The sequence below is a fragment of the Nevskia sp. genome (assembly GCF_051860985.1).
In the GTDB taxonomy this organism is placed as follows: Bacteria; Pseudomonadota; Gammaproteobacteria; order Nevskiales; family Nevskiaceae; genus Nevskia.
On sequence record NZ_JBIMKV010000017.1, the window covers coordinates 60,315 to 83,344 of the forward strand.

The window sequence follows — 23,030 nt, forward strand, 5'->3', positions numbered from 1 at the left end:
GTGGCCCGTCGTGACCAGCCCGGCCTGTTCGCCGACCTGCCGGAACCGCCGCGTGCCAGCGGCCGCCGCGCAGCGTACTTCTTCGCGCTGTGGCCGGATCGCGCGGTGCGCCGCCGGCTGGCGTCGGCTGCGGCCCGCCTGCCGCTCGGCGAGGGCGGGGCCGCCTACCGCATCCGCCCGGAACGGCTGCACCTGACGCTGGCCTGGCTCGGCGAGATCGACAGCGTCCGTGTCGATGCCGCGCGCCGCGCCGCCGACGAAGTCCAGGCACGGGCCTTTCTGCTGCGGCTGGATCGGCTCGGCCACTTTCCCGGGCCGAACGCGGTATGGCTCGGCGCCAGCCGGATGCCGGCGCCGCTGGCGCGGCTGAAGGCGGAGCTGGACCGCGAACTGCTCGGCTACGGCCTGCCGGTGGCGGCTGATCCGTTCGTGCCGCACGTCACCGTGCAGCGCAATGTCCGCACACCGGCGGATGCGGCGGCGGAGCGCGTCGACTGGCCGGTGACCGCGTTCGCGCTGCTGCGCAGCGCTCGCAGCGGCGGCAAGGCCGACGGCTACCGGGTGGTGGCGCGCTGGTCGCTCGATCGTCTGCTGCAGCCGGCCCGAGAGCCGGCCTGAGAGCAGGCCTGGGATCTCGCGCCGGAACCGGCGCGCTGCCCAGTGTTCAGCCGAGTGCGTGGGCGAGGTCGTGGCGCAGGTCGTCGACATCCTCGATGCCGACCGACAGCCGGCACAGCCCGTCGCCGATGCCGAGTGCGGCGCGCTGGTCGGCCGGAATGCTGGCGTGGGTCATGATCGCCGGGTGCTCGATCAGGCTTTCGACGCCGCCGAGGCTTTCGGCCAGCGCGAACAATTCGCAGCGCTCCAGGAAGCGGCGGGCGTCGTCCAGCGTGCCGGCCAGCTCGATGCTGATCATGCCGCCGCAGCCCTTGGGCATCTGCCGGCGGGCCAGCGCGTGCTGTGGATGCGAGATCAGGCCGGGGTAGTGGACCCGCGCCACTTTCGGATGCCGCTCCAGCCAGCCGGCCAGCGTCTCGGCGTTCTCGCAGTGACGCGCCATCCGCAGCGCCAGCGTCTTCACGCCGCGCAGCGCCAGAAACGCATCGAACGGCCCGGCGATGCCACCGACGGCGTTCTGCAGAAAGGCCAGCCGCTCGGCGAGTTCGGCATTGTCGCCGACCACCAGCAGGCCGCCGACCATGTCGCTGTGGCCGTTCAGGTACTTGGTCGCCGAATGCATGACCAGATCGAAGCCCAGTTCCAGCGGCCGCTGCAGGCAGGGGCTGGCGAAGGTGTTGTCGGCCGCCGTCAGCAGCCGGTGACGCCGGCCGATGGCCGCGATCGCCGCCAGGTCGGTCAGCCGCAGCAGCGGATTGCTCGGCGTCTCGATCCAGATCAGCCGCGTGTCCGGGCGGATCGCCGCTTCCACCTGCGCAGGATCGCGGACATCGACAAAGGAAAAGCGCAGCCCGGCGGACCGCGCCCGGACCCGTTCGAACAGCCGGTAGCTGCCGCCGTACAGGTCGTTGCCGGCGATCACGTGGTCGCCGGGCGCCAGCAGGTCGAGCACAGTGGCGGTCGCCGCCAGGCCGGAGGCGAAGGCGTAGCCGCGGCTGCCGCTTTCCAGATCGGCCACGCAGCGTTCGTAGGCGAAGCGCGTCGGGTTGTGGGTGCGCGAGTACTCGTAGCCGCGGTGCACGCCGGGGCTGTCCTGCACGTAGGTCGAGGTCGCGTAGATCGGCGGCATGATCGCGCCGGTCGTCGGGTCCGGCTGCTGGCCGGCATGAATCACGCGTGTGGCGAAGGCGTTGCGCGGCGGGCGCGGGAGATCGGGCATGGCGCGGGATGTGCGGTGGAACAGACGGACGGACGGGCAGCGGATTGCGGCTTGGATGAGAAAGCTCTCAGGCAAGGCCGAGTCGCCATCGCCATCATGCCGCGCATCGGCAGTGAGGCAGAGTTGCGAGGAGGCCAGATGAAGCGGCAGGCAGCAGCGCTGTACTTGCTGGTGGGTGGTGGAAGCGTGTCCGGCGTCGAGGCAGCCGGCCTGCCGACGGCGGTGCACGAACTGGCGCCGGTGGTGGTCAGCGGCGACGCGCTGGTCGGCGAGGTCGATTCCGCGAGCATCGGCACCATCTATGCCGAACAGCTGGAATTGCGGCCGATCTCGCGTCCGGGCGAGGTGCTGGAAGCCGTGCCCGGCCTGATCGTCACCCAGCACAGCGGCGAGGGGAAGGCGAACCAGTACTTCCTGCGTGGCTACAACCTGGACCACGGCACCGACTTCGCGACGACCATCGACGGGCTGCCGGTCAATTCGCGCACCCACGGCCACGGGCAGGGCTACTCGGACAACTCCTTCCTGATTCCGGAACTGGTGGATTCGGTGACCTACCGCAAGGGGCCGTACTACGCCGACTACGGAGATTTCTCCGCCGCCGGTGCCGCCGACATCCGCTACAAGGACCGGCTGGAGCAGCGCCTGGTCGAACTGAGTGGCGGCGCCTACGGCTACGGCCGCGTGCTGAGTGCCGGCTCGCTGGCGATCGGTGGCGGCGACCTGCTGCTGGCGTTCGAAGGGCTGCATTACGACGGCCCCTACGCGCGCAACCAGAACTTCAACAAGGGCAATGTGGTGGCGCGGTACGCACGGCGGCTTGCCGACGGCGGCCGTTTCCATATCGGCCTCGGCGGCTACAGCGGACGCTGGGATTCGCCGGACCAGATTCCGCAGCGCGCGGTCGACCAGGGCCTGATCGGCCGGCTCGGCTTTCTCGATCCGACGGTCGGTGGCCGCAGCTACCGGATCAATCTGAACGGCGGCCTGGAACGCGACCTGGGCCCCGGCCGGCTGGCGCTCAACGGCTACGCCTACCGCTACCGGCTGCAACTGTTCTCGAACTTCACCTATTTTCTCGACGATCCGGTCGACGGCGACCAGTTCGAGCAGAGCGACCGGCGCAACGTCTACGGCGGCGCGGCGCGCTACACGCTGCCGGGCCGGCTGCTGGGCCTGAAAACCATCAGCGACCTCGGCCTGCAGACGCAGTTCGATGCCATCGACGACGTTGGCCTGTACCGCACGCGGGCCCGCCAGCGGCTGTCGGCGACCACGGTCAGCGATGTCCGGGAGCTGAGCTACGCGGTCTATGCGCAATCGGCGGTGCAGCTCGCCGACTGGGCGCGGGTCAGCGTCGGCGCCCGTTTCGATGTCTATGATTTCAAGGTCGACAACCGCAGCGATGCCGGCACCGGCCCGGCCAACAGCGGCACCGCGCGGGACACGCTGTTCAGCCCCAAGTTCACGCTGGTGCTGGGTCCGTTCGCCCGGACCGAGCTGTTCTTCAACGCCGGCCAGGGATTTCACTCCAACGATGCCCGCGGCACCGTGCAGACCCGCGATCCCCGGGCCTGCGATGCCGGCGCCGATCCCGCTGACCCCTGCGCACCGGTGGCGCCGGTGTCGCCACTGGTGCCGGCGGTGGGTTTCGACCTGGGCCTGCGCACGGCCATCGTCCCGAAGCTGCAGCTGGCCTTCAGCCTGTTCACGCTCAGTTCGGATTCCGAGCTGGTTTATGTCGGCGATGCCGGTACCACCGAAGCCAGCGGCGGCTCGCGCCGGGTCGGCGGCGAGCTGGGTCTGTACTGGAAGCCGCTGCGCGGTCTGCTGATCGACGGCGACCTGGCCTGGACGCGCGCCCGCTTCCGCGACACCCAGCGCGACGACGACGGCCAGCCCATCGGCCAGCGGGTGCCGCAGGCAGTGGAAGGCGTCGCGGCGTTCGGGCTCAGCTACCGCAGCGGGCAGGGCTGGGATGCCGGCCTGCGGCTGCGCTACTTCGGACCGCGTGCGCTGACCGAGGACAACCGCGTGCGCTCCCGCGCGACGACGGTCGTCAATCTCGGTCTCGGCTACCTGCTGACGCCGCGGCTCAAGATCACCGGCGAAGTGCTGAACCTGTTCGATTCCCGGGATCACGACATCGACTACTTCTACGAATCCAGGCTCGCCGGGGAATCCGGACCGGTGGCCGACCGGCACTTCCATCCGGTCGAACCGGTCAATGGCCGGGTCACGCTCCGTTACTCCCTCTGATGACCACCGTTCACCGCCCGCCGCGCCGGGCTGCCGACAGGCCGTGAGATAAAGGCCGCGTGTTCTCTCCGATGAAGCATTGGCCGCCGCAAGGCGGCTTTTCTTTGTCCGCCGTCAGCAAAAGCCTGACATCACGGCGCGCAGTCGCAGGGCGGCCGATGACCCGGCAGGCAGGGCCAAAACATGCCGGTGACGCGGCGATAGGCAGCGTAGTCGCGGGCCAGCCGGCTGGGGGCTTGGCAGGGATCTGAACGGAATTATCAAAAATAGTAAGTAAATTACTGAATTTATTGAAAAATCTTGATGTCAGGATTCATCGGTGCTGAGGGCCGTTCAAAATCCATCACGTAGTCGCCAAACCGGTTGATGTGCCACGTCCGGTATGGCGAAAGGAAGCTCAGCATCTCGGGCGTGATCTCCATCCCCTCTTCGCGAAGCTGACGGATGACCTCCGACATGCTCTGGACGTTGCGCAGGCAGACCATGTTCGCGACAAGGTGGCTGTACTTGATCAGCTTCCGCTGCTCGTGAGCGACGTTCTCCTGGATGATCCCCTCGCCGCCGAAGAAAACCCACTGGATGAAATTATTGAATGATTCGCTTTTGTTGGTTGCAGCGTTGATCAGTTTCCGCAGCTCCGCGCCGGCGACGTAATCCAGCAGGAACAGCGTCCTGATCACCTTTCCCAGTTCTCGGAAAGCCTGCGAAAGGCGGTTCTTCTGACTTGTGGTTCCGAACCTTCGCAGCATCGTCGACGCGGTGATCCGTCCGAGCTTGATCGAAACGACGACGCGCAGCATGTCATCGAAGTGTGCTTCGATCAGCTTCCAGTTGATCGGGGCATCGAACAGGTCGTCGATGTTGCGGTACTTCGTTGAGGCGGACGGCCTGAAGAAGCTGAGCTTGTGAATGCCGCGGATTCGAGGCATCAGCTTGATGCCGAGCAGGAAGGAGATCGCGAAAACTGCGTAGTTCTGGGAGTGCGTGTCGCCGTGAATCGTGTCGGGTTGAATTTCCGACTCGTTGTCAAGGAGACCGTCCAGGATGTGAACGCCTTCGTAGACGCCACACGGGATGAACCTGCTGAAAAGCGCGATGTACTTGTCGGAGACATGGTAGTAACCGATCCCGCCATATCCGCCGTACCGGATGTGGTACTCCGACAGCATGTTCTGTTCGTACAAATCCCATTTGGTGCCATCTGCTGAAGCCGTCTTGCCGCCACCCCAGTAATTCGGCAACTCGAATTTCGCGTAGGCATTGGTGACCTGCACGATCGCCTTGTCCAACGCCTCTTCGGTGACGTATTTCAGGTTCAGCCAACCGAGTTGCCGGCGATTGATGCCCTTTACAGAGCGACTTGTTTGTGAGGCTCCGAGATTGCAGCCGTAGCAAAACAGCGTGGTTACGACACGACGCCGGAGATCATCGAGACGACTCTCGGTGCCGGCGATCGGCTTGAAGCTCAGGTGCAGGTCGAGCCAGCGTTCGACATCGATGAGTACATCGAGGATGCTGATCTGCTCCAGCCGTTCTCGAATCATGAGATCAAGCTTCTCGGCCTCCTTGGGTACCGTCGTTTTTTCCAGTCGCCGCAGCGATAGCCGTCCTTCCATAATTGATGCATGGGCGTTGTCCTTGAAATCACGGTCGACGGCCAACGCGCGTTCCGTGAGCATCACCCGTAACTGATCGACGAACGCTTTTGCTTCCGTCTTGATGCCGGTGACTTCGCCGTATTCGCCCACTTCGTTCGCAAAGGTTTCTCGGTCAACGAGCTGCTCGCGGTAGTCGTCGTACTTCTCGCCGCGCTCGATGTAGAGATCGCCGCTCCGCAAATCATTGCGAACCTGCTGCAGGATCGAAAGCTCAAAGTATTTGCGATAGACCGTGCCCGCTACCATCCCGTCCGCTGGTAAACCAAAAACCAACTTTCGCCAAGTCGCTGACATCCAGGCGAGATCGGACTTCAGGTCGACATTCAGTTCCGCCAGCGAGACCACCTCGGCACGCGATTGCCGGAGAAGCGCCAGCACGCCGATCAGCTTTTCGACGATTCTCACCGTGCTGGTCGACCGGGGCTTGATGATTTCAAGGCAGTTGAGCAGCAGACTCCTGACGGCCGGATAGCCGTTCAGCATGAATGGCAGATGGTTCTGGTTTGCGAAGGCAAGATGCTCCTCGCATAGAGCCAAGAGGTACTTGGTGTCGTCACCCAAGGTTGAATCGATGGCGGTGATCCGGCGCTCGGCATCGCCATCAACCTGCGTTGCAAGCAAGGTGTCGTGGAATCGAGCAACCAGCTGATCGACGACCTTCACGCGATCAAGCTGGTAATCATGAAGGCGCTTGCGGGCAGAGCTTTCAAGTCGGTCGTACAGGCGAACGAACAGGTCCGCAGCATCATCCAGTGCCTTGGCCTGGCAGGAGCGAATCTGAATGACGGCGAGCGCATAACGCTTATTTGGCTTCATCGACGCCATCTCAGCTGCATTCTGTGCACGGGCAAGTGTTCGGTAGTACCGAAGCTTGGCTACCGGAATGCGGACAGGCGGCAGGTCGATGGCAAGCTTCTGTAAGTCTCGAATGTGATGCAGGTACTCGCGGACGGCACTATTGGTGGGCTTGGCAGGCTCTTGCTTCAGTGCATTCCATGCCGATGTTGACGCGTCACGAGGCGTTTCGAAGAGCCCGTCGATTTTCTTGCGGATACGTGCGTCGAGATTCTTGGCAATCAGGTCGTAGTGCGCCGAATCGACGACATCGCGGGCTGATTTCGCGGTTCGGACCAAGGTTGAAAAACCCGGTAGCTCGTAGCGGTGATGGACAAGCTCCTCCAGCAGCACGTTGACGATATCCGCGATCTGATGGTGGGTTTGAGCGGTCCTCTCGGCCTGAATCCTCAGCCATTCGTCCGTTCCGGCCAGCGGCCGGATGTCCATTCGCCGGCGGAGAAGGCGGATATTGGCATTGCGCGTTGCAGCGACTTCAACGCGCTTGAGTTCTTCTGAAGTCAGCGGGCGGGCCAGCCCACCGGCTTGGGTAACATGATCGACGTATGCCCTGGGGACATCACGGAGAGCCGGAAAGTACCCGAGCCGCTGCGAGCACTTCATCAGGATCAGCAGACCGATTCGCTTGCGCGGGGTTGCCGCGTGTCGCCGTCCCCAAGCCAGCTCTTCTTCCGTGGGGGTGAATCGTTCGCTCAGTTCGCGGGGCTTCGGTTCCGGCAGCAATCGTGGGTAAGCGGTTTCACTGATTGCTGTCACGGTCGTACTGCCCTCGGTCGCCTAGTTCCAGTACCGATCGGTTGCCCGATCCCGGAATGAAGCTTCCAAGCCGCATTGCCGCTCTTCGGCAATGCGGTGCATGTCGTCCAGCAACTGATAAACCGTGTCTTCAAGCGGCTCGGAATCGCTGAACGATACGGAAACCTCGTATCGCAAGCCATCGTCATCGAGTCGCCGCAGCTTGCGGGGCTTCAAGCACCATTGTTCGATCCGACGGCGAGCTGTCTCAGCTTTGCTGGCAGATCCACCACGAGCACTCAGACTCATCTTCAACTCAAGACGAACAGACTGCGGTTCCAGAACGGGTTGGTGGCCAGCCAGAGCGTTCACGATGATCGCGGTGGCCGGGATCGGGCGCGCGACCAACGCAGCTTCGATTCGATCACGCGCAGCCGTGGTTGCAACATCCACGTAGCGAATTGCTGATTTGATGTCGCGCCACCCGACATAGTCCATCAACTGCTTGATATCCCAGCCGTTTTCGGACGCCCAATTGGCGAATCCTCGACGCATGGAATGCGTGCTGAAAGTCTCGGTCTGGGCGATACCCGCTTGAAGCAGCATCGACCGCAGCAACGGTGCGATGCTATCGACGTGCAGGGGCTCCTGGCCAAGATTTCCCCATTGATCGATTCGCCGAAACAACGGCCCCTCATCACAGCCGCTGGCGGCAATCCAGGCTTGGCAGGCTGCGACCGGACATAGCCTCGACAGCGCGGGTGTGGCGAATGAATGTCCGAGCGCTTGGCGGTCAGTTTTGCTGTGCCCGAGGTAGCACACCATCCCTTGACCCGCCGTGATGCTCACGTTCTCGATGAGCAGGCTCGCCAATTCATCGCTTCTGAATCCACGCCAGAAGCCGAGCAGCAAGAGCGCATGGTCTCGGAGCAGGCGGAGACGCTCTCCGGCCTCGGCGGTATCGAGCCGGATTCGGAATTCGCGATCGAACGCTTCGAGGTGCTCGAGTTGAATCGGTCTTGCTTGTTTGACGACGACTGGCTGCGAGACTCGGATTCCACGCAGGACCTGACGGACCCGTGCGTGCTTGGTTGGGTCCGCAAAACCTTGATCGTGATGCCACCGCGACAGCGCCGAAAGCCGGTGTTGCAGCGTGCTCGACGCCAATCGATCGCCATATTCCGCGAGGTATCGCGCAATGCTGTCCGGCGTCGCCGGTAGCAGGCCGCCCCACTCGATCTCGAAGTGCCTGACCGCAGACGCATAACTCGTGCGCGTGTTCTCGCGTGTGGCCAACGCCAGGTAATCGTCGACGCTGCGTGCCGACGGGATTCCGGGTGAGACGGCGCCGCGAACGACCACGTCATTGAGGTCTGGGCGACTCAATCCTTCGTCATTCGCTGCCATTGAGGCCTCGCGGAACTTGATTTTTCTGGCTACTTGATTATTGTATCAAATATCAAGATTGACAATCAACCGACGAAACGAGGCGTTCATGGCGACGACATCGAAGATCGAGTGGACCGAGCAGACGTGGAATCCGACGACCGGGTGCACCAAGATCAGCCCGGGCTGCAAGCACTGCTATGCCGAAACCATGTCCAAGCGTCTGCGCGCAATGGGCACGGAAGGTTATGAAAATGGCTTCCGCCTGACGCTGATGCCGGACCGGCTGGATGAACCTCGGAAACGGCGCAAACCGACGATGTATTTCGTCAATTCAATGTCGGATGTCTTTCATGCGCGCGTTCCGTTCGAATACGTCGATCGGATCTTCGAGACGATCGAAAAGACGCCGCAGCACACCTACCAGATGCTGACGAAGCGCGCGGACCGGATGGCCCAGTACTTCGCCTCACGGCCGGTTCCTCCGAACGCATGGCTTGGGGTATCGGTGGAGAACAGACGCCACGGCTTGCCCCGCATCGACCATCTACGAAATGTTGCAGCAACGGTCCGCTTCCTTTCTGTGGAGCCTTTGCTGGAAGGCCTCGGCCCGATTGATCTGGCCGGCATTCACTGGGTCATCGTCGGCGGCGAGTCAGGACCCAAGGCCAGACCGATGAAGCTGGAGTGGCTTCAGGAGGTTAGTCAGCAGTGCCGGGACGCCAAGGTCGCCTTCTTCTTCAAGCAATGGGGTGGCTGGGGGGCGGATGGCACTCGCCGTTCCAAGAAAAGCAATGGTCGCGAGTTCCAGGGCAGAACCTGGGACGAGATGCCAGCCCAGACTGAGGTGGCCTGAAAATGCCTGAAAGCCGCTATGGCTGGTCGTTGAATGGCTCGTTGCCGACGCTTGAGCATCACAGCATTGCAAAACACGAGATCCTACGCGCCTACCTGGCTGCATACGTGCAGACGCTGCTATCGAATCCCAACCGTGACGAATTCAAGCTGACACTGGTTGACGGCTTTTGCGGGGGTGGTTCGTATGTTCTAGCCGATACTCGGGAAGAACGGCCGGGATCGCCGCTGATCATGCTGGATGCCATGCGGGAAGCTGAAGCACTGGTCAACATCAGTCGTGAGCGCCGAATTCGGTTCGATGTCGACTGCTTCTTCATCGATGAGGACGCAGAAACGGTCGCCGTATTGAATCGGACGCTCATAGCGCGTCAATACGGCGCGCAGATTGGCAAATCGATTCACCTCTGGCACTCGGACTTCAATACGAAGTCCGCGGCGTTGATTGAGCATGTCAAGCGTCGGATGCCCCTCAACGGCCGCGCCATTTTCCTGCTGGATCAGTACGGGTACACCGATGTTCCTGCGGATACGATCCGAAACATCATGACGCAGGTCCCTTCGGCGGAGGTGATCCTGACCTTCAACGTCTCGTCACTGCTCACCTACATCACCGATAAGGACGGCCGGGCGGAAGCTTTGCTGGCCAGCGCCGGCACTCCGGGGTGTCTGCGCGGTCGGTCGATCGAGGACATCAAGCGGAATCAGGGCGATTGGCGACTGTTCATCCAGGCCTGTCTGTACCCCGATCTGATCCAGCGATGTGGCGCTCGTTTTTACACGCTGTTCTTCATACGCTCGGAAGCAGGCCATGGCGATTACTGGTTCATTCACCTGTCCCAGCATGCGCGTGCTCGCGATGTGATGACCCGGATTCACTGGGACAAGGGCAATTTCTTCATTCACTACGGCGGCGCTGGCCTCGACATGTTCGAGGGGATTGGGTACGCCCCCAGCCTCGATAGCCGGGTATCGAACCAGGCGAGCCTCGGCTTCGAGTTCGGCACGCGCGAACGAGACGACAGCATCGCAGCGTTGATGGAACAGATCCCGCGGCTCGTGTATTCCGCCCCAGGCGAAGGCCTCGTCTTCGACGAGATGTTCGCGACGCACTGCAATCTGTCGCCGGCACATGCGGAAATTCACAAGGAAGCCGTTGCCCGATTGCGGGATTTACAAGAGCTTGAAGTGGTCCGCCCGTCCAAGAAGCGGGTCACGACAGCGAAGATTCAAGGAAGCGACCTCATCCGGCGCCCCGCGCAGACCTGGATGAAGCTCTGATCCTTATGGCAACGCATGGCGGCCGCCGAACCGGCGCTGGACGACCCCGGGGATCTGGGCGTTTCAAGGGTGAGCCAACCCGGGTAATGCGGATTCCCGAATCGCTGGTCGCCCCCGCAACCGCACAGCTGGCGAACTATGCCCGCGCGCCCTTCGTACCAGCAACGCGCGTCGATACCGAGGCAACGGGTGTCGGCGCTCGCAAGTTCACCTTGAAGCTGGCGGCCGGCCATCCGATGCCGGGTGAGGATCGGGCTGATGACCGTTGCGATCTGAATCAGTGGCTCGTCAAAAACCCCGAATCAACCTTCATTTACACGGTCAGCGGTGATTCGATGGATCTTGCCGGCATCCTTGACGGAGACCAGGTGGTTGTCGATCGCGGGTTAAAAGCACATAGCGGTGACATCGTTGTAGCTGCGCTCGCCGCACATGGCCACACCATCAAGCGCTTTCGAATCCGGGGCGGGGGCCTAGCGCTGGAACCAGAATCCGCGAACCCCCAGTATCAGGCCCACACCGTCGATTTGAGCGATGGCGACATTATCTGGGGGGTGGTGACTGCAGTCGTGAGGAAAATCGGCCGAAAGTCGCGAGCGACTAGCCTGTGATGTCCTCATAGGAGATCTGATCAACTGAGCAACGTCATGATTGTGTCTCGACGGTCCGCGGCCCTCCGTCACCGTCGTGTCGCCTTCCTGTACCGATTAAGATCAGAGCCGCGTGACAACTGTTCGACGCAGGCGTCCAGGAACGCGCTCATCTCGGTGCGGTACCGCCATGCGGCAGCCGGGACACTGACCTCAAGCTTGGCGGCGATCCGAGTCGCAAAGGCGCGTTGACTTTCACTGGGCGGTCGAAGGTCGGCATCCAGCGCGGAGCCGATCGCATCGGGCACCGACGATTCGAGGCGCCGATGAAACGTCCTGCCAACGGACGGCCGAGCCCTTCCGCGTTCGATCTGCACCAGGAGGGCGTCGAGCAAATCGTCGTCAAGGTGAACATCCAGAAACCAATCGAAGTCTGCTGCCACCAGCATTACCGACATATTGAGCAGCCTTAGGCGGCGGGGCCGCTGAAATTGAACCCTATAGATTGTAGCCCTATAGGGGTCATCCTGAACATATGCACAGCTCCCGACGGAGCTGCGAATGAAGACCAGGAAGGCGTTTGGCTTGGCGTTACGGAAGGTTCGTGTTGCCCGAGGATTGACCCAAGAGGACTTCGGGATCATCAGCAGCCGCACCTACGTCAGCAGCCTCGAACGAGGTCAGAAGAGTCCGACTATCGACAAGCTTGATGACTTGGCGGCCGTGCTGCAGGTTCATCCTGTTGCCCTCCTCGCGATCGCACATGCATCGTCGCAATCGCAAGCCGCAGCGGTGCTTCTGCTGCGACGACTTGCGGTCGATCTCGAATCGCTGACAGGGTTAACGCCGTCAGAAAGTGATGATGATATCCTTGCCCAGTGAGTGCACTCCGCAAACTATTGTTATTGGCGACTTGCTTGGCTTTCGCCGTAATTCGTGTCGGCGGAGCGCACTTGCATATTTGCATGGATGGCTCAGAGGCTCCCAGCGCCGTGCATTTTGCTGATTCGGGGCTGCATCACGCGGGCGATGCGCCTGCTGCAAACGCTCATGACCACGGAAAAGGGTCGCATCATCACGATGCCGAGGTGAGCTTGGCCTCGGACGTGATCACCAAGGTTCCTTCACTAGATTTGCCGGTGATTGCGGGTCTTCTGTTCATCGTTCTGGCGTCGGTTCAGTGGCTTCGTGTGCCGCTACCCGATGCTCCGATCGACTTCCGGATTCCTCGAAGCCCATTCCGTCTCCGGCCGCCATTGCGCGGCCCGCCCCGCCACTCCTTCGCGTGATCTGAACGCGCCCCGCGGCTGAACCGCCGGGCTTGATCGCCGTGCTTGCCTCGCGTAGCCGGCTTTCCGAAGGAGATTTCCGATGTTGCTGCCATTTGCGCGCAGGCTACTTCCCTGCGTGCTGCTGCTGTCCGTTTCGGTTCCAAGCCGCGCTGAATCCGAGGTGCCGCATAGCGGCCTGCCGATCCGCTTCGAGGAAGCCGTCGGCCTGACGCTCGAGAAGAATCCCGATCTCGCAGCGTTTGGCTATCAGTTCCGCGCCCAGGACGGCCGGACCCTGCAGGCCGGGCTGGCCCCCAATCCGAATCTGAACCTGACCATCGAAGACGCGCTGGGCACCGGCAGCCGCAAGGGCTTCAAGGTCGCCGAACAGACGCTCAGCCTGAGCCAGGTGCTGGAGCGCGGTGCCCGCGAGCGACGAGTCGCGGCAGCGCATGCGGGTCGCGAACTGCTCGACGCCGAACTGCTCGAAAAGCTGGTCGACACCGCCGCCGAAGCTGCGCGCCGCTACGGCCACGTGCTGTCGGACCAGGCGCAGCTCGATGTCACTCACGAAGCGTCCGAACTGGCGCGCAGCACCGTCGAAGCTGCGCGCAAGCGGGTCAAGGCCGGTGCCGTGCCGTCCGCAGAAGTGGCGCGCGCGCAAGCGGCGCTGGCGCGCGCCGATCTCGAACACGAGCACGCCGAGCACGAATTGCTGACCAGCCGTCGCCAGCTCGCCGCCCTCTGGGGCGATCGCGAACCGGCGTTCGGCAAGGCGGCGGGTGATTTGCTGGCGCTGCCGAGGCTGGAGGCTTTCGATGCCTTGTCGGCGCGTCTGCAAGCCAACCCCGGCCTGCTCAAGTTCGTGGCCGAGCAACGCCTGCGCGATGCCGAAATACGGCTCGCCGAGCAGGCACGCAAGCCGGCCTGGCAGATCACCGCCGGTGTCCGGCGCTTTGGCGAGGGCAACGACGTGGCGGGTGTGCTGGCGCTGCAGATTCCGCTGGCCTTCCGCGATCGCGGTCAGGGGGCTATTGCCGAGGCGCGGGCCTTGTCCGAGCAGGTGTCCGTGAAGCGGACGGCTGCGGAGATCAGCCGCCTGACCCAGCTGTTCGAGTGGTTCCAGGAGCTGAAGCACGCGCATACGGCTGCCAACACCCTGGCTACCGACGTCGTGCCGCGCATGGAAGAGGCGCTGAAGCAAACCGAATACGCCTATGCGCGTGGCCGTTACGGCTATCAGGAACTGATCGCCGCCCAGAAGGAGCTGCTCGACGCCCGCCGCGCCCGCATCCAGGCCGCTGCCGATGCTTGGCAGTTCGCCACCGAAATCGACCGTCTGACCGGCGTGCTGCCGGCCGACGTCAAGCCATGAGAATCCCGATGAAAAAATTACTGATGCTGTTGCTGGTCAGCGCGCTGGCGGCCTGTAACAGCGACCAGTCCGCCGTCCCGGCGGCCGAGTCCGATCACGTCGAAACGGCCGATCAAATCGCCAAGGGTCCGCATGGTGGGCGGTTGCTGGTCGATGGCGCTTTTGCGCTGGAACTGGCGATCTTCGAGAGCGGCGTAGAACCCGAGTTTCATGCCTGGGCGACGCAGGATGGCAAGCCGTTGGCGCCCTCAGAGGTCACGCTGGGCGTCGAACTGAAACGCCTCGGCGGCCGGGTCGACGCAATCGGCTTTGCGCCGCAGGCGGAGTACCTGCGCGGCGACGCGGTGGTGGTCGAGCCGCATTCCTTCGATGTCACGGTGCGCGCGACGAAGGCCGGCGTCGAGCACCAGTGGACTTACGAAAACCATGAAGGCCGGGTGCAGATTCCAGCCGAAGTGGCGGCGGCGTCCGGTCTCAAGACCGAAGCCGCAGGCCCGGCAACGCTATCGGAAACGGTGACGCTTTACGGCCAGATCGCAACCAACACCGAGCATCAGCGGGAAGTCGCAGCGCGCTTTCCGGGGCTGATCAGAAGCGTGCGCGCATCCATTGGGGACACCGTGAAAGCCGGCCAAACCCTGGCGGTGATCGAAAGCAACCAGAGCCTGGAGCCGGTGACCTTGAGCGCTCCGATGGCCGGCGTGATCACCGCCCGGGATGCCAATCCCGGCGAGCAGTCGGGCGACAAGATGCTGTTTACGATCACCGATCCGGCCTCGGTCTGGGCGGAGCTTTCCGTGTTCCCGCGCGACCGTGCCAAGGTCAAGCCGGGTGCCGCAGTCACCATCCGCGCGGCTGATGGTGGTGACGCCGTTAGCGGCACGATTTCCCGCATTGCACTCGTTGCCGGCGGCAATCAGGCGGTGACCGCCCGCGTGGTGATCGACAACCGCAGCGGCGCTTTCCCTCCCGGCACCTTCGTCACCGCATCGGTAGAGATCGGTTCGCGCGCGGTGCCGCTGGCGGTCAAGGCCAGCGCCTTGCAGGCGTTCCGCGATTTCACCGTGGTTTTCGAACAGGTCGGCGACGAATACGAGGTACGCATGCTCCAACTGGGCCAGCAGCAAGGCGACTGGGTCGAGGTGCTGGACGGGATCAGCGCCGGGGCGCAGTACGTCAGCGCCAACAGTTATCTGATCAAGGCGGACATCGAGAAGTCCGGCGCATCGCACGACCACTGAAAGGCCAAGACCATGATCGAGAAAATACTCAAGCTGGCGATCGCGCAACGCGCCTTGGTGATGCTGGCCAGCCTCGTCGTCATTGCCTTTGGCGTCTGGAGCTTCACGAAGCTTCCGATCGACGCGGTGCCGGATATCAGCAACGTCCAGGTCACCATCAATACCGAGGCCCATATGGGTCTGGTAGTTGCTGACTAATGGATGCTTGCCGAGGATCTCGCCGAATTGCCGGGCGACCCGATCCGTGGTCTCGATCGGGGTGTACTCCGGCATGGTGATCGCAATGCTGAAACTGTTGCGATTTTCCTTAGGCATGATCGCCAGGCTGACCCCGCCGAACGACAGCGGCCCGCCCACACCTGAAGGCCGGATGAACTGCCAGACCGGCATCAGGAAGGATGCCAGCAGCGCCACGCCGACCATCCAGAAGAAAGCCTTGCGAAGTCGGTCGCGATCCAGCAGCGGCGTGATCAACCGGAAATAGACGCGATGAAGGGCATCGGGTTCGTGCTCAGCTTCAGCCCGCGCACCCTGTCCCTGATGCAGCCAGCGGTTGCAGGCCCAGGGCACCACCACGTAGGCCACCGCCAGCGACGCCCCGATGGCGACCGGCACGTTGAAGGCAATCGGGTGGAAGAAAGCGCCATTCATGCCGGACAGAATGTTCAGCGACGCGAACACCAGGACGATGGTGATCGTCGCGATGGTGGTCGGCTTGCCGATCTCGTTGGTGGCCAGCACGGCGGTGGCGCTGCGGTAGTCGGTACCGATCTCGTAATGGCGATGGATGTTCTCCATCACCACGATGGCGTCGTCGACCAGCATGCCCAGCGCCAGGATCAGGGCGAACAGCGAGATGCGGTTGATGGTCACGCCTAGCAGCATGTCCACGGCCACGGTCAGGCCGAGCACCAGCGGCACCACCAGGCAGACGATCATGGCCTGGCGGACGCCAAGGAACGGCACCAGCACCAGCAGCACCGAGCTGATCGCGATCCCCAGGTCGAAGATCAGGCTGTTGACCGAGTGATCGGCATCGCGGCCGTCGTCGCGGGTGGTCACCACGCTGACCTCGGCCGGGACGAACTGCGCTTGCATCTTCGCCACCATCGCCAGCACGTCCCGACTGACCGCCACGGCGTTGGTATTCGGCTTCTTGGCGACCGACAGGGTGACCGATGCCATCTCGCCGCTGGTATTCGCACTGCCGTGACGCGGATCGCCAGGCCCGAAGCTGAACCGGGTGATCCGATCCCGCTCGGCGGCCGGACCATCGACCACGTCGGCGATGTCGTCGAGGTAGATCAGCTGGCCCTTGTGTACCTGCAAGGGCAGGTGGCGAACCTCGTCCAGCGAGTTCAGCTGGCCCTTCAGATAGACCGTCTGGTTCCTGCCATCGTCAACCAGCTGGCCGACGATGGCCGAAACGTTGCTGGCCGCGATCATCGCCACGCCCTCATTCAGGGTCAGACCGTAGGCCTGCAGTCGCGCCGGATCGATGTTGACGCGGATTTCGCGCTTGCGGCCACCGTGAAGTTCGGCCACTGACACCTGTTCGATGGTGTTCAGCCGTTCGGCTATCCGCTCGGCCAGTCGCCGCAGCGCGTAGTCGTCGTAGGTGCTGGATGCCAGCGTGACAGTGACGATCGCGACATTGTCGACATCGATCTGCTGGATCACCGGTTCCAGCGTGGTCGCCGGCAGGCGATGGCGGTTGGCGGCGATCCGCTGGCTCAATCGGGTGAGCGCCAGATCCTTGTCGGCACCGACTTCGAACTGCACCTGGATCTGACCCATGCCGGCAGCGGCGATCGCCGAGGTATGGTCGACATCCTCGATCTCGCGCACCACCGCTTCCATCGGCGCAATGATCAGGTGCTCGATCTCGGTCGGCGTGGCCCCCGGCAGATAGAAGCTGACCTGCGCTCCCGGCACCAGGATCTGCGGATTTTCCTCGCGCGGCGTGACCAGGGCTGCGAACATGCCCAGCAGCAGGACGGCAATGACGAACAGGGGCGTCAGCTTGGAATTGACGAAAACCCGGGCGACCTGACCTGCCGAGTTCAGCGGGCCGTCAGACATGGGGCGCCTGCCTCGATGCTGCGCTGGGCGCGACGCTCATCGGGACGGCCCGGCAGCGACGGTGATCCGATCGCCTTCCCGCATGCCGCTGGTCGGCGCACTGACAATCCGCTCGCCTTCGTCGAGTCCGGCCAGCACGACCTGCGCGTCGCCGACCCGGTTTCCGGTCCGCAACCAGCGGAAGTGCAGGCGGCTTTCGGCATCGACAACATAGACGCCGCTCAGCCCGCCGCGATCCACCAGTGCCGCCGGCGGAATGGCGATCTCCGGACGCTTGCCGATCTGGAACTCGCTGCGGCCGAACATTCCCGGCGTCAGCCCCGGCGTCGCCGGAATCGCGATCTTGACCTCGAAGCCGCGGGTCACCGCGCTGCCGGACGACACCACGCGCAGCACTTCGCCGGTGAGCGTCCTGCCGAGTGCGTCGATGCTGATCGTCACCGGATCACCGACATGCACGCCCGCCACCCGCTGTTCGGCAACCTGGGTGGCGAACAGCAGGGCGGTATCGGATTCAACCGTGACCAGCGGTACACCGGGTGCCGCCACCGTGCCGACCCGCCCTTGCCGGGCAACCACCACGCCGGCGACCGGGCTGAGGATGCTGCTGTACTGCCGCTCGGCCTGTCCGCGAGCCAGCAAAGCTTCCGCGGCAGCCAGCGTTTCGGTGGCCGCCTGCAATTGCAGCCTCGTCTTGCGCACATGGGTGGTGGTCACCACGCCGCTGGCAAACAGGTTTTCGCTGGTTTCCAGGTCTTTTTCGGCATCCTTCTTCAGGGCAGCCGCCTGATCCCGATTCGCCAGCGCCGCGCGGATGTTGGCGTCGACATCCTTGCTGTCGAGCGTCGCCAGCAGCTGGCCCCGCTGGACCCGTTCACCTTCGCGCACCTCGATGCTGCGCACATAGGCAGCCAGACGCGAGGTGATGTCGACGCGCTCGTCCGATACCACACTGCCGGTGCTGGTGTAGGCCGCAGGCAGTTCGCGTCGCACCACCACTTCGATCGCGGCATCGAAATGCTGTTCGGCAGGGGCCGCAACGGGCTTCGGGTCCTGGCCGCATGCGGCGAGCAGCAGGGCCGCGGATACTGCGAGCAAGGCACGGCCGTGCAAGTGGGTCATCGTCGGTTCAAGGACACCGGAAAGTCGGCATTGGAGCATGGGATTGCGCATTTTCAGTCAAACGTCCATGCCAGCCCGAACTGCGACTGCCAGACGCTCAGGTAAGCGTCGATCACCTGGTCATCCGGGTCTTCGTCGACCCTGAATCCCAGCAGCGTTCCGTCCTGCAATACGGTGGGCGTGGCGTTGCTCAGGGCGTTCGTGATGCTGACGCGATTGGCCACCGAATAGATCAGCGCCCAATTCACGCTCAGGCGCTGCGACCAGCGCCAGGACAGGCCGACGCTGGCGTGCTGATCGGTGATCGCCGGCGCGAATGCCACAGGCAGCGCCTGGTCGGAACGGACCGGATTGCCGCCGAAGCTGTACCCGGCTCGATAGCTCAGTCGCCCGCTGCGGCCCTGATAGCCGAACTTGTAGACGGTCACGCTCTGCCAGCCGAAGCCGGGACCGTTGGGGCTGCCGAGACAGCCGTCCAGTGGCTGCGGATTGGGCAATGATCTGCCAATCAGCCGGGGCACGAAACAAGTGTCAGTGAACCGTTGCGGGTCAACGGTATTGGCGAGCGGTCGAATGCCGCTGTAGGCGATGTGCTCGATATCGAACAGCAGACGTTGCTCGGGAGCAACGAGTATCTGCAGTCCCACGTTGATAGTCGGCGCAAAATCCAGTGAGCCGCCGATGATCGTGCCGCGATACTGGTTGAACTCCGTGGTGTATAAACGGGATTGGTAAGCGAATCCGACGCCGACGCTCGGCATCGCTTCCCAAAGCAGCCCGACTCGAATCCCGCCACCGTAGGAAAAATCATTGCCGTTATCGGTGACGCGATCCGGCTCGTTGGAGAATGCGGCAAAGGCACCGAGGCCCTTCGTCTTGAGCAGTTGCAATGCGACCACCGGTGCCATGCCGACCGAAAGGGTCGGGCTGATGCGATACGCGCCATGCCCGGAAATCAGCACCTGCATCAATCCGACGCCCAGCTTGTCCTGAGAGCGCCCGCAAAGATTTAGCAGATCGGTGCTGGCGCTCAGCGGCTGGCCGCCACCGAAGCTTCCGTTGCAACGAGCCTCGAACGCGGGAACGCCCCTCGCTAATGTCGCTGTGCTACCGCCGGATTCGGTCGCCAGACCAGAAGCCGTCAGACCCCACCCGGCCGCGAACTGATCGTTGATCCGCCAGTTACGTGCGAACGAAGGTACTGGAAAGAAGCCGGTCACGGACGTTGATTGAGCGGGTGCGAGATCCAGCAGTCCGAAGGGCGCATTGCCCCCAAGTTCGCTGGCCCGGAATCCGCCATCAGGAATTGCGACGCCCAGATCGAAGCTCCGGCTGTTCGACAGCCAGGCCCCAGCCGCCGGATTGCGCAGGGTCGCCGATGCATCTTCCGCCATTGCTGTTCCCGCGCCGGCCATTCCGAGCTGCACGGTGCCGTTGCCAGGCGCATTCAGGCCGTTTGACGAACGGGCGGGAGCGCTGATACAGATCAACAGGATCAATGCGACAACGCGGCTCCCATTGCCCGCACCCGTTCGCGGGCGGGATTCATGCCGGTGCCGACTGCCGATGGCGTTCATGCGGCACCGTCGGCCATTGCTTCGGCCTTGTCCAGGGACGCCACGATGGCCAGCAACAGGCGCTCGAACGTCGCCTTGTCGGTGGCGGAAATGCCGGCCAGTGCGGCACTGACAATCGGCGCGAGACGACCGGCATAACCCTGCACGATCGAGGCACCAAGTTCGGTGACGAAGACGCGCCGTCGGCGGCCGTCACGGGAATCCAGCCTGATGTCGATCAGCGACTCGCGGCGCAGCACTTCCAGAATGCGCGTCATGTTGGCGGCAGCCTGCCCGACTTGCGTGCACAGCGCCGTCGGCGTGGTCCCTTCTGCACCTGCCGCCATCACGATGATCAGGGTGTGGAACGAACTTTCAGTCAGTCCTGCGGGACGAATAACCGGATCGACGCAGGCCGTGATGCCCTGACTGGCTACCCGCAGCAGGCGCATTAGCAAGACATCCTGCGCGGACAATTCGGGCACACCCAGCTGCCAACTAGGCATGCTTGTTAGCAAGACATCCTGCGCGGACAATTCGGGCACACCCAGCTGCCAACTAGGCATGCTTGAAAAGACAGCGCGCAAACGTTCATTGGTATTCATTACATTGATGCTACATTAATGCAATAAATGTTCAACCATGCACTACCTTGTACAGCCGGATTCAAGCCACCATCGCGTAGAACCCTCACCAGCGAGCATGAATGAGGAAGTACGGCCATATACGACCCGTATCGACGGCGCTTTCTGCCGACTGCGACCAGCGCCCCCTGCTTCATCAGGCGCCGAACGACCTTCTCAGAAATCCGCAGAGATCGATCGCTGAGCGAGGCATGCAGCCGGCGGTAGCCGTAGCACCGGTAGTTGCGATCGAAGATGTCGACCATGGCACCACGGACCTCTCCGTACTTGTCTTACGTGTCGAGCCGGGCCATGTGGTAGAAGAAGGAACTGCGCGGCAGCGCCGACCGCGTCGAGCAGCTCGTTCAGTGTGTAGGTCGACCTCAGGGCATCAACCAGCTCCGTCTTCTCCCGGTTCGTCAGGAGCTGCTGGCTGACGCCGAGGTCTTCCTAAGAAACACCCGCCTGAGCCGCAATGGGCTGTAATGAGAAGCCGAGCTCAGCCACTCGGCGACCAAGGCCTTTGACCAGTCTTTCACGGTACTTTTCCTCATAGGTATTGGCCCCTGGATCGCGGTATTCCATGCCGTAGCGCATCGCGTTGTAGAACAACACGGCGATCTTGCGCGCGGTGGCGGTCACCGCCTTGGCCTTGCCGATGCGCGCTGAGAGACGCCGATAAAAAGCACCCAATGCGGTCTGCGTCTTGCCGACGGTCACGGCGGCGAGGCGCAGATGTGCGACCACGCGATTAGCGGATTTCCGGCTGCGCGACGACAGCACCTTGCCGCCGGAAATCTTACTGCCCGGACATAGGGTCAGCCAGGATGCAAAATGCTTGGATGTCGGCCATCGACTCAGATCTGTGCCGCACTCACCGACCAAACGAAGGGCCAGATTCGGACCCAGGCCATGAATCTGGGTGAGATCGGTGTCGATCCATTCGTACAGCGAGGTGCGCACGTCGAAGGCCAGGGCATTGGCCGCTCGCGTCCGATGGCGCGCCGCCGGGATCGGCGCAGACGGCGTGCTGCTCTTCGATCTGAAGATCGCCATCACCCGCTCAATCTCCGCATCGCATTCCGCCACCTTGAGCTGGTAGTAGTCATGGAGATCAAGCGCTTGTCGAAGCGCGAAGAGGTGCTCCGGCTGGTAATTCCCGTGCAGCGAGCCGCGAATCTCCTCGGCCGTCGCCTTGCAGCGGACATCCCGCATCTCGGACAGCACTTCGGCATCGCGCTCGCCTTCGATGATTGCGCGGACGATGCGCAGGCCCGTCACACCGGTAACGTCGGAAACGATGTGATGCAGCTGAAGATTCATGTGGGTCAGCGCTTTCTGCAGATGCTGGATGTGAGAAGCGGTGTAATCCAGCAATCGCTCCCGCTGGCGTAGATACGCTCGTAGTGCACAGATGTCGCGACCCGGCCGGAAGCTCGCCCGCAGTAGCCCGCAGGCGTGCAGCTTCTGTAGCCACTGAGCGTCCTTGATATCGGTCTTGCGTCCGGGCACGGCTCGGACCTCGCGCGCATTGGCCAGCAATACCGTGAGACCTCGGCTTTCAAGAATCTCGTAGAGCGCGATCCAGTAAACGCCCGTCGATTCCATCGCGACGGTGGTGATCCCACACCGGATCAGCCAGTCGGCGAGCCGATGCAGATCCGTCGTGAATGCGCTGAAAGTCTGAACCGGCTCCGGGTCGAGGTCGGCGGCCACGGCCACCACGTGAAAACGCGATCCCACATCAATGCCAGCCGCCAATCGATTGATGACAGGCAGTCCTTCTGCACGCTTGATTTTGTCGGCCATCACCTTCTCCGTCGAGTAGAGGGACGACAGGACGGGGCAGCGGAATTATCAATTTCCTAAACGGGGTCGCCAGAGGCACCGCCACAGATCGATCCGCAACTACCCCTGGACTAGGTTTTGACGGGGTCAAAAGCCCTCCAAAAAGCTGTCGGCCACAGTCCTGACGCACCCCAACTCTACGCCTGTGTTTTTCGACAGAAGGAAAGCGGCGAAGCCAGAGTCGGGGGTTTTTAGGATGTCCCGCTCAGTCCGGAGCTTCTGGACTTCCTTGCGAAGCCGATCCAGCTCCGCCGCCTCGGGCTTCATCTGGCCGTGTCCCGGAAACGCCTGCTGCGGGTACGACCGCTGCTCCTTCACCCATTTCCTCAGCACGTTCTCGTGCAGCCCCAGATCCCGCGCCGCCTGCGCAACAGCGACACCCCGATCCGTCACCAGCTTCACAGCCTCAAGCTTGTACTCGCGGCTGAATACCCTTCGCGTTCCCATGGTCCACCT

18 protein-coding genes and 4 pseudogenes are annotated in these 23,030 nt (G+C 62.9%); 9 read left to right on the forward strand and 13 right to left on the reverse strand.

From position 1 onward, the window contains the following. Complete coding sequence (gene thpR / locus ACTIGJ_RS15945; RefSeq protein ID WP_439641319.1) at nt 1–618, forward strand: RNA 2',3'-cyclic phosphodiesterase; 618 nt, start codon at nt 1–3, stop codon at nt 616–618. Between the two features lie 46 nt (nt 619–664). Here thpR and ACTIGJ_RS15950 read toward each other — a convergent pair whose 3' ends face one another. Next, nucleotides 665–1,837, reverse strand: coding sequence for a trans-sulfuration enzyme family protein (locus ACTIGJ_RS15950; protein WP_439641320.1), 1,173 nt, complete (start codon nt 1,835–1,837; stop codon nt 665–667). Nucleotides 1,838–1,975: 138 nt separating this feature from the next. Here ACTIGJ_RS15950 and ACTIGJ_RS15955 point away from each other — a divergent pair, with 138 nt between their 5' ends. Continuing rightward, on the forward strand, nt 1,976–4,096 hold the full coding sequence (locus tag ACTIGJ_RS15955; RefSeq protein WP_439641321.1) for a TonB-dependent receptor: 2,121 nt from the start codon (nt 1,976–1,978) through the stop codon (nt 4,094–4,096). Between the two features lie 287 nt (nt 4,097–4,383). On the opposite strand, the gene ACTIGJ_RS15960 is transcribed toward ACTIGJ_RS15955, so the two are convergent. Together ACTIGJ_RS15960 and ACTIGJ_RS15965 are read right to left on the reverse strand one after the other, a co-directional pair. Further along, nucleotides 4,384–7,365 (reverse strand): Tn3 family transposase, encoded by a 2,982-nt coding sequence (locus ACTIGJ_RS15960; protein ID WP_439641322.1) that lies wholly within the window; start codon nt 7,363–7,365, stop codon nt 4,384–4,386. A gap of 21 nt (nt 7,366–7,386) precedes the next feature. Further along, nucleotides 7,387–8,751, reverse strand: a complete 1,365-nt coding sequence (locus tag ACTIGJ_RS15965) for a tyrosine-type recombinase/integrase (protein WP_439641323.1) — start codon at nt 8,749–8,751, stop codon at nt 7,387–7,389. Between the two features lie 88 nt (nt 8,752–8,839). On the opposite strand from ACTIGJ_RS15965, the gene ACTIGJ_RS15970 reads away from it, so the two are divergent. The 3 genes from ACTIGJ_RS15970 (at nt 8,840) to ACTIGJ_RS15980 (ending at nt 11,477) form a co-directional block, all read left to right on the forward strand. After that, entirely contained in the window at nt 8,840–9,586 is a 747-nt protein-coding gene (locus ACTIGJ_RS15970) for a DUF5131 family protein (RefSeq protein WP_439641324.1), read from the forward strand. 2 nt (nt 9,587–9,588) lie between these two features. Beyond that, a complete protein-coding gene (locus ACTIGJ_RS15975; RefSeq protein ID WP_439641325.1) occupies nt 9,589–10,866 on the forward strand; it encodes a three-Cys-motif partner protein TcmP in 1,278 nt (425 codons plus the stop codon). Nucleotides 10,867–10,952: 86 nt separating this feature from the next. Then, on the forward strand, nt 10,953–11,477 hold the full coding sequence (locus ACTIGJ_RS15980) for a LexA family protein (RefSeq protein ID WP_439641326.1): 525 nt from the start codon (nt 10,953–10,955) through the stop codon (nt 11,475–11,477). A 68-nt stretch (nt 11,478–11,545) separates the two neighbouring features. Here the strand turns inward: ACTIGJ_RS15980 and ACTIGJ_RS15985 are convergent, their stop codons facing one another. Next, the gene (locus ACTIGJ_RS15985) at nt 11,546–11,914 is read right to left on the reverse strand and encodes a hypothetical protein (protein WP_293374124.1); all 369 of its coding nucleotides are present in this window, start codon (nt 11,912–11,914) and stop codon (nt 11,546–11,548) included. Nucleotides 11,915–12,017: 103 nt separating this feature from the next. Between ACTIGJ_RS15985 and ACTIGJ_RS15990 the strand changes: the two genes are divergently transcribed. Continuing rightward, the gene (locus ACTIGJ_RS15990) at nt 12,018–12,338 is read left to right on the forward strand and encodes a helix-turn-helix domain-containing protein (RefSeq protein ID WP_293374122.1); all 321 of its coding nucleotides are present in this window, start codon (nt 12,018–12,020) and stop codon (nt 12,336–12,338) included. Nucleotides 12,339–12,827: 489 nt separating this feature from the next. Continuing rightward, on the forward strand, nt 12,828–14,102 hold the full coding sequence (locus ACTIGJ_RS15995; RefSeq protein WP_293374118.1) for a TolC family protein: 1,275 nt from the start codon (nt 12,828–12,830) through the stop codon (nt 14,100–14,102). A gap of 17 nt (nt 14,103–14,119) precedes the next feature. Here ACTIGJ_RS15995 and ACTIGJ_RS16000 read toward each other — a convergent pair whose 3' ends face one another. Together ACTIGJ_RS16000 and ACTIGJ_RS16005 are read right to left on the reverse strand one after the other, a co-directional pair. Then, the gene (locus ACTIGJ_RS16000; protein ID WP_439641327.1) at nt 14,120–14,314 is read right to left on the reverse strand and encodes a hypothetical protein; all 195 of its coding nucleotides are present in this window, start codon (nt 14,312–14,314) and stop codon (nt 14,120–14,122) included. Nucleotides 14,315–14,350: 36 nt separating this feature from the next. Continuing rightward, entirely contained in the window at nt 14,351–14,509 is a 159-nt protein-coding gene (locus tag ACTIGJ_RS16005) for a hypothetical protein (RefSeq protein WP_439641328.1), read from the reverse strand. Between the two features lie 285 nt (nt 14,510–14,794). On the opposite strand from ACTIGJ_RS16005, the gene ACTIGJ_RS16010 reads away from it, so the two are divergent. After that, nucleotides 14,795–15,343, forward strand: coding sequence for an efflux RND transporter periplasmic adaptor subunit (locus ACTIGJ_RS16010; protein WP_439641338.1), 549 nt, complete (start codon nt 14,795–14,797; stop codon nt 15,341–15,343). Nucleotides 15,344–15,355: 12 nt separating this feature from the next. Continuing rightward, nucleotides 15,356–15,514 (forward strand): annotated as a pseudogene (locus tag ACTIGJ_RS16015) (efflux RND transporter permease subunit); the annotation flags it as partial. Between the two features lie 36 nt (nt 15,515–15,550). Here ACTIGJ_RS16015 and ACTIGJ_RS16020 read toward each other — a convergent pair. From ACTIGJ_RS16020 to ACTIGJ_RS16050, 7 genes and pseudogenes are all read right to left on the reverse strand, one after another. Next, nucleotides 15,551–17,425 (reverse strand): annotated as a pseudogene (locus ACTIGJ_RS16020) (efflux RND transporter permease subunit); the annotation flags it as partial. 36 nt (nt 17,426–17,461) lie between these two features. Next, a complete protein-coding gene (locus ACTIGJ_RS16025; protein ID WP_293371660.1) occupies nt 17,462–18,523 on the reverse strand; it encodes an efflux RND transporter periplasmic adaptor subunit in 1,062 nt (353 codons plus the stop codon). A 77-nt stretch (nt 18,524–18,600) separates the two neighbouring features. Then, on the reverse strand, nt 18,601–20,124 hold the full coding sequence (locus ACTIGJ_RS16030) for an OmpP1/FadL family transporter (RefSeq protein WP_439641329.1): 1,524 nt from the start codon (nt 20,122–20,124) through the stop codon (nt 18,601–18,603). Beyond that, nucleotides 20,121–20,708 carry a MarR family winged helix-turn-helix transcriptional regulator gene (locus ACTIGJ_RS16035; RefSeq protein WP_439641330.1) on the reverse strand — a complete coding sequence of 196 codons (588 nt, stop codon included), beginning with the start codon at nt 20,706–20,708 and terminating at the stop codon, nt 20,121–20,123. The genes ACTIGJ_RS16030 and ACTIGJ_RS16035 overlap by 4 nt, the downstream gene beginning before the upstream one ends. A 116-nt stretch (nt 20,709–20,824) precedes the next feature. Next, nucleotides 20,825–21,170, reverse strand: a pseudogene (locus ACTIGJ_RS16040) (IS3 family transposase); the annotation flags it as partial. Nucleotides 21,171–21,176: 6 nt separating this feature from the next. Further along, on the reverse strand, nt 21,177–22,535 hold the full coding sequence (locus tag ACTIGJ_RS16045; RefSeq protein WP_439641331.1) for an IS110 family transposase: 1,359 nt from the start codon (nt 22,533–22,535) through the stop codon (nt 21,177–21,179). Nucleotides 22,536–22,763: 228 nt separating this feature from the next. Next, nucleotides 22,764–23,021, reverse strand: a pseudogene (locus tag ACTIGJ_RS16050) (transposase); the annotation flags it as partial. Nucleotides 23,022–23,030: the final 9 nt, after the last annotated feature.